The following is a 15,071-nucleotide window of genomic DNA, read 5'->3' as shown; positions in this document are numbered from 1 at the left end:
GAAAATTTTTTATTCGAGTACAGCGATAAAACATTAATATTAAAATTTTAATGCTTTAAACTTGAAAAAGTTACTGGTTTAACATTAAATTGCTGTGCTGAAACTCTGATACTTGCATAGTCAAAGCTTCATAGATTGATTTACGTGCTCTACCTTTTTTAATGATTCTGTTACCCTTCCACCGGTCTGTTAAACTGCCTAAGCCTTTAAAGGCTGGTGCCCTGCTTTTATTTATTGTAGTAGCAACCCCTTCGTTCGCACAAAGTTCTTATAAAGGCTTACCTCTTATTAAAGCCAATTCGAGCAAAGTAAACCTGCGTGTAGGTGAAGCACAGGTAAATGGCCTCTGGACTATAAAACCAGAGTATAAAGTTAATTCGTTGGGAATTGAGGTCTTAGGGCAGAAGGAAAAGCTGGTAATCTATACCGATGTGGATTCTATTGCCTATGAGGTACGGCCGGATCAGGCAAAGCAGTTTTATGTGCTGCTAAATAACCGGCACTATGTGCTGACAGAGGTAAAAGGGTTCAGAAACGAAAGCACCCAAAGCAATGATAAGTTCTTAAATGTAGAGAAACCGAAAAGCAAGACCTTTGGCTCCTTATGGGAGAAACATCATGTGGATGACGTAGTAAACGGCATCAACGATTATGCAGATAAAGCATCTGGAGCTTTTAAATGGGTAAAAGATAAAGTTTCAGGCAAGGATTAACAGCAAAGAGTGATCTGCTGTTACCTTCCCCAAGACCTGGCACCTTGCTGCAATATCATAGCTTAGCGAAAGTACCAAAACTGTCGCCGCGCTGGCAGGTGGCATGCAGCTGAAATTTTAACCTGTTGTGTCTGATTTAAGATATATTTACTTTATACTGTATAGAGAGTTGCAATTACTACAATCAACCCACTAATAGTTAAAAGAAAGCTGTAGGCAAAAAACAGTAGGAAGAATTTATAAACAGTGCGCCAGCGTGTACTTCTGTAGATATTGCGCATAGATCGATAGATGTACCATAATACTACGATCATCCCAAAGAACTGTATCCAATCAGACAGGAAGGGTAATACCCAACTCAGCAGGATCATTATAGATCCAAACAGGAAGAGGAAGGAGTGTACGTGTATAGAGTAAATCAGGTGCTCCACGTAATATTTAGAAGATCGCCAGTTTACAAGCTTTAAGATTAGTGCAAAGAGTGGCAGCAAGATAAACATTACTTTAGGCAAATGACTCACCAGCTTATTCTTGAAGAGTTCGCTGCTTAAATCGTCGTCCATTACCTGCCTGAATTTAGCTTGTAGTGAATTGGAGAACGTATGCTCTTCTACCACCTCTGCTTCCACATCATCTGTTTTTGCTTTACTTGCTGCTTCTGTATTTAAAATCTCTTTTCCTGCAGGCTTGGCAACAATAACAGCATCGTTGTGTTCATGTTTTGTTGTATCCAAAGAAGCTTCGGCATTATCCAATAGCGTATAGGTATACGAAGCAGCTTTTTCGTTTACCTTCCCTTCAGCCAGTTGCCGCTGTATGATTTCTTTTGCTGTTGCGATTTCTTCTTTAACCTCGGCTTGTTCTGAGGCGGTATTTTCTTCTATAATGTCTTTTTTGTTGCTATTGGTATTGGCCGTAAACAGGAAAAAGAACAAAATGCTGATAAAGATATACATGCTCACCGGGCTTAGATGAGAAGCCCGTTTACCGGCAAAATATTCTTTAGTTAAATAACCCGGCTTGGTTAGCAGAGGGATAATGCTGTTAAAGAACTTCGACTCGAAATGGAAATAGTGGCCCACACTGTGCAAGGCCAGGTGCAGAAAGTTTTCGTGGAGCTCCAGATTTTCCTGACCACAGTTCGGACAAAATTTATCAGGAACAGTAGTGCCGCAGTTCAGACAGTTTTTTTCGGTGCGGTAATGCTTTTTCATAATGACTTCTATTTACCCTTTCAGACCCAAAGCTTTAGAAAAGCTGCTCTGATAAGAAACTATAATCAGATACAGTTCTAAAGCTATAAAAAATATGGCATTATTTTTTGATGTTGTACCTTAAAAAATTTAAGGTTTACTAAGATTTGAGGCAAGAATAGCTTTCCTGTTGCAGAGGTGATAGCATAGGCAGCTTTAAGTATAACAGAAGAAGTATGCAAGCCTGTGTAGCTTGCTTAGAATGTCAGTCTAAACACAGTGCCTACTCCCTCGTCCGATGTTACCTGTATACTGCCTTTGTGCAACAGTATGATCTGTTTGGCCAGGCTCAGGCCAATGCCGGTGCCTTCTTTATGCGACGTGAAAAAAGGAATAAAAATACTTTCCATGATTTCTTCGGGTATACCGCTGCCGTTGTCGCGGATCTCCAGTACAGCCTTTCCATTCTCCTGTTCCCTGGCCTCCAGTTCAATTTGCGGTGCAGGAGCTTGTAGAACGGCTCGTTCGGCATTCAGTACCATATTAATGAGCACCTGCTCCAGTAAGTTTACATCGCCTTGAATGGTAAGTTCGGGAGAAGAAACACGCCAGCTGAGTTGTATGCCCTTCTCTGCCAGGCGTGGTTTCATAAGTGCTTCGATGCTGCTAAAGAGCTCCTGCACATATATAGTGGTGTAAAGCAGTTGCTGCGACTTGTTCAGGTTACGGTAAAAGTGGGTGAAGCGCAGCAGTCCTTCGCTACGGCCTTTAATAATAGCCAGACCCTCTTCTGTATCCTGCAATAGCTCTTTATTAGGCTGCTCCTGCTGCACGGCTTCATATTGTTCACGGTCTGCTTTCAGGTAGCGGCCCATCGATTCGGCCAGTGAGGCAATGGGGGCTACCGAATTCATGATCTCGTGGGTCATCACGCGCAGCAGCTTCTGCCAGGCCTCTGTTTCGGTTTCGTCTACGGCAGAGCTTACATTTTTAAAAGCCACCAGTGTGAGCAAACGTTGCTGCAGCATAAAGTCTACCGATGTTAAGAGCAGCTGCGTAGGTCCGCCGGGGAGTTTCAGCTTCAGCAGCTTGTTTTGTTGCGGCTCCAGTGCCAGCACCGCCTGGTATAGCTTCTCGTTGCGCAGCTCCAGCGCTTTGATGTTCTTTAGGTAAGGAATACCTAGTATTTCTTTAAAAGCATCGTTTACCCATTCTACCTCGCCCTGCTCGTTATAAGCCATAATGCCAGTATCGATCAGTTGCAGGATAATTTGCATATACTGAAACTGCTCTTCCCGCTCAATGTGGAGCTGCTTAAACGTGAGGTTGATCTGGTTAAAAGCGTGGTGCAGCTGCCTGAGCGAGCTGTTGGTGCGCTGTTCGTTGAAATGCTGCGAAAAATCGCGTTGCTTCACTGACTCCAGAAACCTGGCTAATTCGTTGTTGCTACGGGTAACGTAGCGGGTAAGCTCAACTATCTGTGCCAGTATAATCAGTATGCCAGAGGCTGTCTGCAACCAGGTAAACTGCACCAGGTAGTACAGCGTGAGGTACATTATGGCAAAAATAAAAGTGAGCCGTACTAAGAGGCCCAGCTCCAGGCGTTTAAATATCATGCTTGTTCAGTCGGCGGTAAAGGGCGGTGCGGGTAAGGCCAAGTTCTTTTGCTGATTTGGAAATATTGCCCTGGTTTTTCTCGATTACTCTGATAATAGTTTCCCGCTCCAGTTGATGCAGCTGGGTGGTATTAGGTGAAAAAGGAGCAGCAGGAGCAGCCAATACAGGAGATTCTATGGACGAAAAGCTAAAGTCCTGTGGCTGTAGTACATTATCTTCGGCCATGATGAGGGCACGTTCAATGGTATGCTGCAGTTCCCGCACATTACCGGGCCAGCTGTGTTGTTGCAGCTTTTTTAGGGCAGCCTCCGAAAATGCAGGGGCAGGTTTATGGTTTTTTTCAGCGTAAATTCCGGCAAAATGACGCGCCAGCAGTTCAACGTCTCCTGTACGCTGGCGCAAAGGTGGCAGCGTAATTTCTATGGTATTAATACGGTAAATCAGATCTTTGCGGAAATGATTAGAAGCAGCCAGTTCGTAAAGCGGAGCATTGGTGGCAGAAACCAGCCGGATGTCTACAGGCACAGGCTGGTTGGAACCTAACGGAACTACCTGTCTGTTCTGCAGCACCGTCAGTAGTTTTGCCTGCATAGCGGGTGAAATATTGCCGATCTCGTCCAGAAACAAAGTGCCTCCGTTAGCTGCTTCAAACCTGCCTGTGCGGTCTTCTTTGGCATCGGTAAAGGCTCCCTTTTTATACCCGAATAATTCACTCTCAAAAAGAGAGTCGGTTAGTGCGGCAATATCCACGCTAATAAAAGGCTTACCGGCTCTGAACGATTTTTCATGCAGGGCACGTGCTACCAGCTCTTTACCTGTTCCGTTTTCACCTAGTATCAGTACATTGGCTTCGGTTGGAGCTACTTTCTCAATTTTATACAGCACTTCCTGTATTGCCTCTGATTGCCCGAGTAAAAGTGTAGCACCTGCGCTACTAGCCTGTGCCGTTCGTGCAGCGCTGCCTTTACCTTTTACCTGTTTAGTTTGTAGCGCCTTGTGCAAGGCCTCTACCAGCTTCTCGTTATGCCAGGGTTTTACAATAAAATCGGAGGCTCCTTCTTTTAAAGATTTAACTGCCAGTTCCACATCGCCATAAGCTGTAATCAGGATAACTGTAGCAGTTCTGTCTTTTTCCAGTATTTTATGAAGCCAGTAAATGCCTTCGTTACCGGTATTCAGAGCACTTTTAAAGTTCATGTCCAGGAAAATAACATCGAATTGCTGCCTGTCCAGCAACGAGAGCAGGTTCTCCGGGTTCTTCTCTGTTACGACCTCCTTCACTTCTGCTTTAAGCAGCATCTTCATGGCGAAAAGCACATCGCTTTCGTCGTCTACGACTAGTACACGAGCATTTTTTAAAGTGGCCATACCTGTAAAAAGCTAATTTAGCTTCTAATATAGGTATTCCTGATGAAATAGTCTGAATCAGGATTACCAGGATTTATAGATGAACAGGATAAGGATTATCAGAATCAGGATTTACAGGATTTGTATATGAACAGGATTGAATTTAGGAAAGTTAAATTTCCAGAAAGTGCGGAAAACGATTAAACATGCTGAGGAAGAACAAACGCCAGATTTTAGCTGCTCATCCTCACAATCCTCATCCTGCCCGTCAATTAATCCGGTAAATCCCGATTTAAACATCATCCTGTACATCCTTCCTCATCCTGTAAATCCTGATTCAGACAATTGTAGCAGAAGCGCACACCTGTATCGCTGAAATGTGTATCAGAAGCGAACACTTGTATCTTTTGAATTTTAGTTAAAGTTCAGAAAATCAATTATTTATTAGTTTGGCATTTTAATTTCTTGTAGTTGAGCAGGTGCAAACAACCAGCAAAGTCTTGAAAGAAACTGAACGATAATATCTCTTTTAATGCCTAAAACTATGTTAAAGAACTACATTAAAATGGCCTTTCGCAACCTGATGCGGCACAAGGTCTTCTCTCTTATCAATATCGCAGGGCTTGCATTAGGGATGACCTGTAGCATTCTGATTCTGCTTTGGGTACAGGATGAAGTAAGCTTTGATAAGTTTCATGAAAATATCGATCAGTTGTACCGTGTTATGGAGGTACAGCACTATCCTGGGAACGATGATTTAATTACAGATGCTAACCCGGGACCGCTTGCTGAGGCGCTGGAGAAAGATATGCCGGAAGTAAAGTATGCTGTTCGTTCTACTACGTGGGAGTGGAAGCAGCTTTTTACCTATGAAGATAAAATTATTAAAGTGAATGGCCGCCATACCGATCCTGAGTTTTTTGAGGTATTTTCTTTCCCATTACTGCATGGCGATCCAAAACAGGTGCTGCAGGAGCCGAATTCTGTGGTAATAAGTGCAAGCACTGCTCAAAAATTTTTTGGTACGACAGATGCAGTAGGCAAAATCTTTAAAATAAATAACAGTGCCAGCTACCAGGTAACCGGCGTGATGCAGGATGTGCCAAAGAACTCTTCGTTTCAGTTCGACTATGTAATGCCCTTGAATGACTGGATAAATACACCAGGTGGCGAATGGGTAAAAGACTGGAGCAACAACGGCATACGAACGTATGTGTTACTGCAGCCAGGGGCAGATGTAGCAGCTGTTAATAAGAAAATTGAAGGGTTTATAAAAAAATATGCACCTAAATCTAACGCCGATCTTTTTCTGCAGCCGATAAGCGAAATGCACCTGTACTCTGATTTCAGGCCGGGTAAAGACCGAAGCGGCATGATTGTATACGTGCGGCTGTTCTCGGTGGTGGCTGCTTTCCTGATTATCATTGCCTGTATTAATTTTATGAACCTGGCTACTGCCCGTTCGGCAAAACGTGCCAAAGAGGTAGGAGTGAGAAAGGCTATAGGAGCCGGTAAAAATGCCCTGGTGCAGCAGTTTATGTTAGAATCGGTGCTGGTGGCCTTTCTGGCCTTATTCCTGTCGCTGAACCTGGTTGGCATTGTGCTGCCCCAATTCAACAATTTAACGGGTAAAGCTATAACGCTTGATCTTTCCGACCCCGGCCTGATCCTGATTTTGCTGGGTGTAGCTCTTGTTACAGGTTTGATTTCGGGTAGCTATCCTGCTTTCTTTTTATCATCCTTTAATCCTGCCGTAGTGTTGAAAGGTACTGTAAAGCTAAGCAGCAAAGTTTCTTTATTCAGAAAGGGGCTGGTTGTATTCCAATTTGTACTTTCTGCTTTACTGATTGTAAGTACGCTGGTGGTATACCTGCAATTGCACTATATCAGAACAAAAGATATAGGACTGAACCGTGAGAATGTTGTGCAGATACCGATTGAAGGTGAGATAGGCCAGCGGTATGATATGATAAAGCAGGAGTTTCTGAAACAAGCCGGCATAACAGGGGTAACAGCCGCTAACCAAAGTCCGCTGATGATAGGAAACTCTACAGGCCATATAAACTGGGCTGGTAAAGCACCCGACGCTGACATCCTGTTCAGTATTATCTACACAGAACTCGACTTTCTGGAGACGATGAATATCCAGGTAAAAGAAGGAAGGGGCTTTTCGGAAGAGTACGGTGCCGATACAGCCAATGTGCTGATTAATGAGGAAGCCGCCAGGCTGATGCAGCTGGAGAACCCTGTAGGAGAGTGGCTGGAAGGCGGTGGGCAAAAAGCTCAAATTATTGGTGTTGTAAAAGACTTTCATAGCTCCTCTGTTCAGGAGCCTATGCAGCCACTGATTCTCCTGCTAAATTCCGGTGCCAAGAATACGATGTTTGCCCGCATTGCACCCGGACAGGCACCCGGTGCACTGGCTGCCATGGAAAAGGTGCTAAAGAAGTATAATCCGGCCTTTCCGTTTACCTACCATTTCCTGGACGAAGACTTTGAGAAAATGTATAAAAGCGAGGCGATTATAGGTGAGCTAACAAACTATTTTGCAGGCATTGCCATCCTTATTTCCTGTATGGGCTTGTTCGGCCTGGCCTTATTCACGGCGGAGCAGCGCACTAAAGAAATCGGAATCCGAAAAGTATTAGGTGCCTCTACCTCTGGTATTGTGTTTATGCTGAGCAAAGATTTTCTGAAACTTGTGTTGCTGGCAAATATTGTGGCGCTGCCATTAAGCTGGTACCTAATGAGCAATTGGCTGGACGACTATGCGTACCGTACCGAACTTAGCTGGTGGATCTTTGCTGCTGCCTTTGTGGCTACCATTATTATAGCTATGCTTACCTTAAGCTTCCATGCTATAAAAACGGCAGTAGCCAACCCCGTTAACTCGCTTCGAACAGAATAGTTTGATCTAAACTTTCAAATTAAACATATGAAAAGCATTTTAACACATGCTGTAGCCCTTGCAATGCTTGGGCTGGTGCAAATCAGTTGTGCACAGTCTGTAAGACAGCTGCCTTCCATTAAATCGGGTATCGAAACCATTAGCTACCGGGTAGGTGCAGAGACCAGCGATGGCTGGAAAATATCGCCCGAGATAAAGCCAGACCGGCTGGAGGTAGAGGTAAAGCAGCGCCGAATGCCAGTCGCTTTTATTACCGACATAGACTCTGTTAAATTTACTATAAAAGAAGGCGACACAGTGCGTTTTTCTGTGCAGTACCATGGAGAAGAGGCTTTAACAGAGGTGGTAGGAGTTTCAAAGAACGTTAATTTCAGCAAGTCCTACATAAAAGCGCATAAAGGCAAATCTATAATAGAAGTGCCGGAGGTGCATGAGTTGGCCAATATCCTGGTGGCGCTTTCGAGGATAGGGCAGCAGGATTCAAACATGGTGGATATGACCACGCCATATTATAAAGAAGTGATGTCGTATTTTGCTCCCTACCAGAACCACCCACTCCTGGACATCATTAACCAGCACATTGTAAAACCTTTCGACAACGAAAGCTATTGGTACTATTATGCCCTGAAGATGAACGCCTGTGGCTATGTGTTTAATAAGAAGGGCAACATTGTAAATGAAGGCATCATCCGGAAGATGGGCTTCAATCATCCGGATGATCCTATTAAAGCTAACCTGGCATTGGTGAATGATTTTGCCAGGAAATCTAAATTCAGGGAGTTTTACAAGCAACACCAGCCATACTATCAGAGCCTTATTAAAACCTATGAGGGGTTGAACCCGATGGACAAGATGCAGACCTGGCTGGAGGGTAAATTTCCGTTTACCTATGGCAGCTACCGTGTTACCTTCTCACCACTGGTGGGTGGGGCGCATGCTACTAACCGGTTCGAAGATAATGACTTTACCCAAACCGTAATGTTTGTTTGCAGATCAAAGCCATCTGACAAGAATAGCAAGGCCCTGAATGAGATGCAGGATTCGCGGGTGGTGTTTACTGAAATCGATCATAACTTCGTAAATCCTGTTTCGGATGGCTACCTGAAGCAGATTAACGAGGTGTTCGGAGATCGCCAGAAATGGACAAAGGAAAAGAACGGGACCAGCGCCTATGGTTCGCCTTATGCTGTTTTCAATGAATATATGACCTGGGCTGTGTTTTCGCTCTACTGCCTAGATAATTTTCCGGCAGAAGAAGTGGCTGCTTTTTTACCGCGTATGGAGCGGCAGATGGAAAACAGCAGGGGCTTTAGTAGGTTCGGAGACTTTAATAAGCAACTGATAACTTTATATAAAGCAAATCCAGATAAAAAAGTAAATGAGCTTTATGAGGAGATGCTGGCCTGGAGTAAAGCGCTGCAGTAGGCCTGGTGCTTCTGTTAGGTTGATAAACACGCTGTGTCTTTTTTCGCTATGCGATATAGCAAAAAAGAACGTAAGTCTACAAAGACTGTGACAAGTATAAAGTTATGATTCAGCCAGGTTACTATATTAACTAAGAGATGCCTAAATACAAATGGGTAAAATATGTAAATGAAATCCTGAATGCAAAATAGGCATACGAGCCAGAGCAGGCGGTAAAACAGTAGTTTAATTGTTCCGCAAAGGAAACTATTTTGCCGTCTGTCTGGTTTATTATGAGGTTGCCCGCCCAGGAAAAGCAAAAAGATGTATATTTGCAATGTATTGTCTGCAGGAATTAAATCAGGGCAAAAGTTCTTTAACATTTGGGGATGACTGGAATTGACAGCTTGTGCAGGTTGCGTGTAAGCATGTCGGGTGATGAACGTACCACCTGTTAAAAATCCGTTCGAACAATAACTGGCGAATATAACTACGCCATGGCTGCTTAATCTAGGTATTAAGCTCTAAGCCATAGTCTCGTGCAGGTCCCGTGAAACCACTTGCACATCAGAGGCTTCGAATCGTTTCACTAGTTTGTGCAGAGGTGTGATGCACAGGCGAAATTAAGCATCTAAGGAGTGCGCATAGGCTTGACCTAGGCCTGCAAACTCCCGAAAATCTAACTAGCGTCTAAGCATGTAGAAGGCACGACGATTTCCTTGTCTGGACCAGGGTTCGAATCCCTGCATCTCCACTTAGTATTAAAATTTATATTTGTTAAAAGCCTGTGAATTAGTCATTCACAGGCTTTTTTGTTTTTAAGTAGTACCAAGTTTCGTTTATCCGCTATGTTAGCGTGTTGTAGCCAATTTGTATAACACGTTACCCACAGCCCCTCCTTATTTGCTTTGATATATAATGTTTTATGAACTATAAACTTCTGCTGTTTCTACTTCTCGTTTTAGTCTCAGGCCGGTTAGCTGCTCAGGTAAAGTCCATTAACGAGGCAAAATATGTTTCCATTGGCGGTATAGAACAATGGGTAACCATTAGCGGAGACGACAGGTCCAAGCCCGTTATTCTGTTTCTGCATGGTGGGCCAGGCAGCACCATGAGTCAGTATGATGACGCCATCTATGGCTACTGGAAAAAAGACTTTGTATTGGTGTATTGGGACCAGCGTGGAGCAGGAAGAACTTTTGGCCGTAATGCTCCTGAAGTGGTAACTGAGGATTATTGGATTGAGAACCCACTGACTGTCGAGCGCATGACAGCTGACGGGATTGAGCTTTCAGAGTACCTGACCAAACACCTTGGGAAGCGTAAAATCATCATTATCGGAACCTCTTGGGGATCGGTGCTGGGAGCCAGTATGGCCTTAAAGCGCCCTGATCTTTTCTCTACCTATATAGGACATTCACAGGTGGTAAATGGAGAAGAAGGGTTTCTGAATGCATTTAATTTGGTATCTAAACTAGCTAGGGATGCCAGAGACCAGGAATCTTTAGAGAAGCTGCAGGCCTTAGGTCCTCCTCCTTACGAAGATGCCAGAAAATCAGGCCAGCTCATGCGCATCATCAAAAAGTATGAGCGGGAGAATTCAACACCTGCTCCTGCATCCTGGTGGAAAGTAGCGAGCGAATACGACAATGAGAAAGATGCCCAAAACAGGTATGATGGGGATGATTATTCTTTTCTCTACTTTGCCGGTCATAAAGCAATGGGAATTAAATCTATGGAGGCTGAGGTGAATTTTATGAAGAATGGCCTGCATTACAAGATTCCTGTGTACCTCATTCAGGGCGAGGAAGATATTTTAACCTCCAAAGAGCTGACTAAAGCGTATTTCGACAAAGTAAAGGCTCCAAAAAAAGAGTTTGTGCTTGTGCCGGGTGCTGCTCACGGACACAACCAAGCGGTGATTGACGCGCAGTATAACGCTGTAAAAAAGGCCTTAAACCTTCATTAGTAAATTAGAAACAACAATAATAAAGATTGGCTGCGTTACATCGCCCTGTTATAGGGTAGTGTTTATATAATTACAAACTAAGTGATAACAGAGGAAACCTTATAAGCAGCAGAATGAACGGATGAAGCAGGTTGAGCCTGTAGCCTGCAGCATGTCTTTCAGATGGTGGCAGGTTTTGGAGTATACGCGAACACTATTGAGGAGTGCTTATCTCTGCAGAGTAGCATTAAACAAGTATAACAGGAACATGCTCTACTCAATCACAATATCATGTTTTGCTAGTAGGCCCGGTATACCGCTTAGGGAAAACCTGGCTTTTTTCAGCCGGTTCTGTTCCGGGTTAATCTGGTAATTATAGGAGGTTCTGAAGTCGGCTTTTTCCAGGAGCGTGTTTTCAAAGATAGCGCCTGCCAGATCGCAATTTTCGAAATCAGCAGCACTTAAATCGCTTTCGGCAAAGTCTACCTCGTGCAGGCTGCAGTTCTTAAAACGGGTTTTCTTAAGTTTCAGGCGGTAAAAAGAGGAAAGATTGAGCACACAGTTCTCAAAATCAACAGAAAAGAGAAATTCGTTGCAGTTCTGAAAGTGCAGTCCAAGTAGTTTGCAATGTCTAAAGCGGACATCTTTTAAAGAGGTTCTGGCAATACGGGCCGTGCTTAAATTGCAGTCATTGAATTCGCAATCAGCAAAACTGATACCGGCCAGATCTGCACTGGCAAAATTACAGTTTGTAAACGTGCAGTTTTCGTATTCGCCTTTGGGTAAAGCTTCCTTCGTATAATCTATGTTATGAAAGATTTCTCCTTCTGTGTAAACAGCTTCCATGGTGTATAGCTAAAATTATGTGGTTCCCAAATCATAGCTGCAGCTGCCTTAGCCATAGCAGGGCCTATGATTTCCCATTCAAATATACTTATTAAAAATAGGAGCTATGTTATGTAAAAGAACATAGTATAGTTTGCATCTCCCTGATTCGCTTGTTGAGTAACCAAGTATTGTGATGGCATTCAGGTATGATGCTTTAAATAACACGGTGGCCTTGCAGGCTATAATGATGCATGCACGGTAGTATTACGGACATAATTTTATAAAATAGCGCTGAAATGGCAGTACTAAAATGGGCTTTAAAGGCGGAATTTAATATATTCAGCATTAAATACATTTTTGTTATCTACCCTAAAGTCAAGCTGTAGTGAGAAAATTAACTGCTGTAATTATTACACTGGTGTTTTGTAGTATATCAAGTGGCTTTAGTCAGCCTGCTTTTAGTGCTGCCGACATGAAGTGCGAGTACCTGGTGAACCCTCTGGGAGTAGATACACCAAAACCACGCTTTACCTGGTGTTTAAATGACAGCAGGCCGGGAGCCAGACAAACAGCCTATCGTATTTTGGTTGACATAGATTCAATAGCGCTTTCAACAGGAAAAGGTAGTATCTGGAACACTGGCTGGGTGAAGTCGGATGAACAGCTAGCTATTTTTAGTGGGGATGAGCTAAAAGCTTTTACAAAATACTTTTGGCGTGTAGATGTAACGGATCAGCGGAAAAAGAAATCAACTGTAGGTAAGATAGCAAGCTTTGAAACCGGGATGATGAACCAGAAAAACTGGCAGGGCTCCTGGATATCCGATACAGAAGATATCCAACTTAAACCTGCTCCTTATTTTAGGAAAACCTTCGCCACAACAAAGAGAATAAAAGCAGCGAGAGCTTACATGGCAGCTGCTGGCTTGTACGAGCTTTCCATCAACGGACAGAGAGTTGGCAACCACAGACTTGATCCTATGTATACCCGGTTCGACAGGCGGACTTTGTATGTAACATACGATGTAACCCCGCAACTGCAGGCAGGAGAAAATGCAATAGGCGTTTTACTGGGCAATGGCTGGTACAATCATCAGTCTACCGCTGTCTGGAATTTTGACAAAGCCAATTGGCGGAACCGTCCTGCTTTTTGCCTCGACCTGCGCATTACCTATGAAGATGGAACCACCGAAACCATTAGTTCAGGCAAAGACTGGAAAACTTCCTTAAGCCCGATCATCTTTAACAGCATTTATACAGCAGAACATTATGATGCCAGGTTAGAACAGCCTGGCTGGAACACAGCAAATTTCGACGACTCCAAATGGAGAAGCGTTATCTATCGTTCAGCCCCGTCAGTAAACGTAGTAGCTCAGGTGATGCACCCTATACGGGATGTAGAGGAAATGGCAGCACAAGGCTTTAGGCAGCTAAATGATTCTACTTATTTGTTTGACTTAGGCAGGAACATTGCGGGCGTAAGCAGCATAACGGTGCAAGGTGCGGCAGGCACCATTGTAAAGCTTAAGCATGGGGAGCGACTGTACAAGAACGGGTACGTGGATATGTCGAACATAGATGAACATTACAGGCCTACTGACAATACTGATCCGTTTCAAACAGATATATTTATCTTAAGTGGCAGAGGCGAAGAAACGTTTAAACCGCGCTTCAATTACAAAGGGTTTCAGTATGTAGAGGTAACCAGCAGTAAACCAATTACTATAGGCAAAAGCAGTTTAAGAGGGTATTTTATGCATAGCGATGTGCCTGTCGCCGGGCAGGTCAGATCGTCAAATCCGGTGTTGGATAAGATATGGCATGCAACCAATAACTCCTACCTCTCCAACTTATTTGGTTATCCTACAGATTGTCCGCAGCGGGAAAAGAACGGCTGGACAGGCGATGCACAGATTGCCATAGAAACAGGCTTGTATAGCTTTGAGGGGATCACGGTGTATGAAAAATGGTTGGCAGATCATCGTGATGAACAACAGCCAAATGGCGTGCTGCCTTCTATAGTGCCAACGAGTGGTTGGGGTTACGAGTGGGGAAATGGCCCCGACTGGACCAGTACCATCGCCATTATTCCCTGGAACATCTATCTTTTCTATGGTGATAAGAAGCTGCTGGTTGATTGCTATGATCATATTAAACGCTATGTAGATCATATAACTGGAATAAGTCCGACAGGGCTAACAACATGGGGGTTGGGAGATTGGGTGCCGGTAAAGTCTAAAACACCTGTAGAGCTAACCTCTACCTGCTACTACTACGCTGATGCCGTTATACTGGCCAGGGCGGCTCAAATTCTTGGTAAAGAGACAGATTATGAGAAATATATGGCACTCTCTGTCAAGATAAAAGATGCTTTTAATGCTAAATACTTAAACAGGGAAACAGGTATTTATGGCGATGGAGTGCAGACCGCTTTAAGCGTGCCGCTATACTGGGGACTGGTGCCTGAGAACCTGAAAAGTAAAGTGGCGGCTAATCTAGCAAAACGTGTAGAGGCTGATAACTATTACTTGGATGTAGGCTTGCTGGGTCAAAAAGCAATTTTGAGCGCTTTGAGTGAGAATGACTATGCTGCTATAGCTTATAAGGTTGCTGCGCAGGAAACCTATCCATCGTGGGGCTGGTGGATCAGGAATGGAGCAACCACCTTATATGAGAACTGGAATATAGCGGCAAGTCGTGACATGTCGTTAAACCATATTATGTTCGGAGAAATCGGGGCCTGGCTTTATAAAGGTATAGGAGGTATAAAGCCTGATCCGGCACAGCCTGGATTCAAAAATATATTGCTGAAGCCTCACTTTGTGGAAGAACTGAGTCAGTTTGAAGCATCACATAACGGCCCTTATGGAAAAATAGTCTCCTCCTGGAAAAGAACTGCGGATGGAATATCATATACTGTTACTGTGCCTGCTAACTCAACGGCTACATTATACCTGCCTGTTATAAATGGTTTACAAGTTCAGTTGAATGGTAAAACTATTGCGGCTACCACAATGCAACTCCAGGCAGGAGAGTTTCTGTTTGAGTGGAAGCACAGATAAGTTTACTTACCATGAGATAAGCAGAACGCAATGGAGAGCAATTTAAAAATAG

General features: G+C 43.8%; 9 protein-coding genes and 1 other RNA gene. 6 read left to right on the top strand and 4 right to left on the bottom strand.

Translation table 11 applies throughout. The features are described from left to right. The first annotated feature begins 161 nt into the window (after nt 1-161). Nucleotides 162-713 (top strand): hypothetical protein, encoded by a 552-nt coding sequence (locus C1N53_RS15175; RefSeq protein WP_137760117.1) that lies wholly within the window; start codon nt 162-164, stop codon nt 711-713. A gap of 152 nt (nt 714-865) precedes the next feature. Here C1N53_RS15175 and C1N53_RS15170 read toward each other — a convergent pair whose 3' ends face one another. The 3 genes from C1N53_RS15170 to C1N53_RS15160 all read right to left on the bottom strand — a co-directional run bounded on the left by C1N53_RS15170 (nt 866) and on the right by C1N53_RS15160 (nt 4,891). After that, nucleotides 866-1,927 carry a DUF3667 domain-containing protein gene (locus tag C1N53_RS15170; RefSeq protein WP_137760116.1) on the bottom strand — a complete coding sequence of 354 codons (1,062 nt, stop codon included), beginning with the start codon at nt 1,925-1,927 and terminating at the stop codon, nt 866-868. Between the two features lie 236 nt (nt 1,928-2,163). After that, entirely contained in the window at nt 2,164-3,522 is a 1,359-nt protein-coding gene (locus C1N53_RS15165) for a PAS domain-containing sensor histidine kinase (RefSeq protein ID WP_137760115.1), read from the bottom strand. After that, a complete protein-coding gene (locus tag C1N53_RS15160; protein WP_137760114.1) occupies nt 3,512-4,891 on the bottom strand; it encodes a sigma-54 dependent transcriptional regulator in 1,380 nt (459 codons plus the stop codon). The genes C1N53_RS15165 and C1N53_RS15160 overlap by 11 nt, the downstream gene beginning before the upstream one ends. Nucleotides 4,892-5,414: 523 nt before the next feature. Here C1N53_RS15160 and C1N53_RS15155 point away from each other — a divergent pair. The 4 genes from C1N53_RS15155 to C1N53_RS15140 all read left to right on the top strand — a co-directional run bounded on the left by C1N53_RS15155 (nt 5,415) and on the right by C1N53_RS15140 (nt 11,151). After that, nucleotides 5,415-7,778 carry an ABC transporter permease gene (locus C1N53_RS15155; RefSeq protein ID WP_137760113.1) on the top strand — a complete coding sequence of 788 codons (2,364 nt, stop codon included), beginning with the start codon at nt 5,415-5,417 and terminating at the stop codon, nt 7,776-7,778. A gap of 27 nt (nt 7,779-7,805) precedes the next feature. Then, a complete protein-coding gene (locus tag C1N53_RS15150) occupies nt 7,806-9,203 on the top strand; it encodes a DUF4932 domain-containing protein (RefSeq protein ID WP_137760112.1) in 1,398 nt (465 codons plus the stop codon). Between the two features lie 364 nt (nt 9,204-9,567). Then, nucleotides 9,568-9,939, top strand: a transfer-messenger RNA (tmRNA) gene (gene ssrA, locus C1N53_RS15145). Nucleotides 9,940-10,107: 168 nt separating this feature from the next. After that, nucleotides 10,108-11,151 (top strand): alpha/beta fold hydrolase, encoded by a 1,044-nt coding sequence (locus C1N53_RS15140; protein WP_137760111.1) that lies wholly within the window; start codon nt 10,108-10,110, stop codon nt 11,149-11,151. 252 nt (nt 11,152-11,403) lie between these two features. On the opposite strand, the gene C1N53_RS15135 is transcribed toward C1N53_RS15140, so the two are convergent. Further along, nucleotides 11,404-11,976: a pentapeptide repeat-containing protein gene (locus tag C1N53_RS15135; RefSeq protein ID WP_137760110.1), complete on the bottom strand. Its 573-nt coding sequence runs from the start codon at nt 11,974-11,976 to the stop codon at nt 11,404-11,406. 367 nt (nt 11,977-12,343) lie between these two features. Between C1N53_RS15135 and C1N53_RS15130 the strand changes: the two genes are divergently transcribed. Next, on the top strand, nt 12,344-15,019 hold the full coding sequence (locus C1N53_RS15130) for a glycoside hydrolase family 78 protein (protein ID WP_240773234.1): 2,676 nt from the start codon (nt 12,344-12,346) through the stop codon (nt 15,017-15,019). Nucleotides 15,020-15,071 lie beyond the last annotated feature (52 nt).

The sequence above is a fragment of the Pontibacter sp. SGAir0037 genome (assembly GCF_005491705.1).
In the GTDB taxonomy this organism is placed as follows: Bacteria; Bacteroidota; Bacteroidia; order Cytophagales; family Hymenobacteraceae; genus Pontibacter.
The sequence above is the reverse complement of the archived record's forward strand: the minus strand, read 5'-3'. Positions and strand labels throughout refer to the sequence as shown.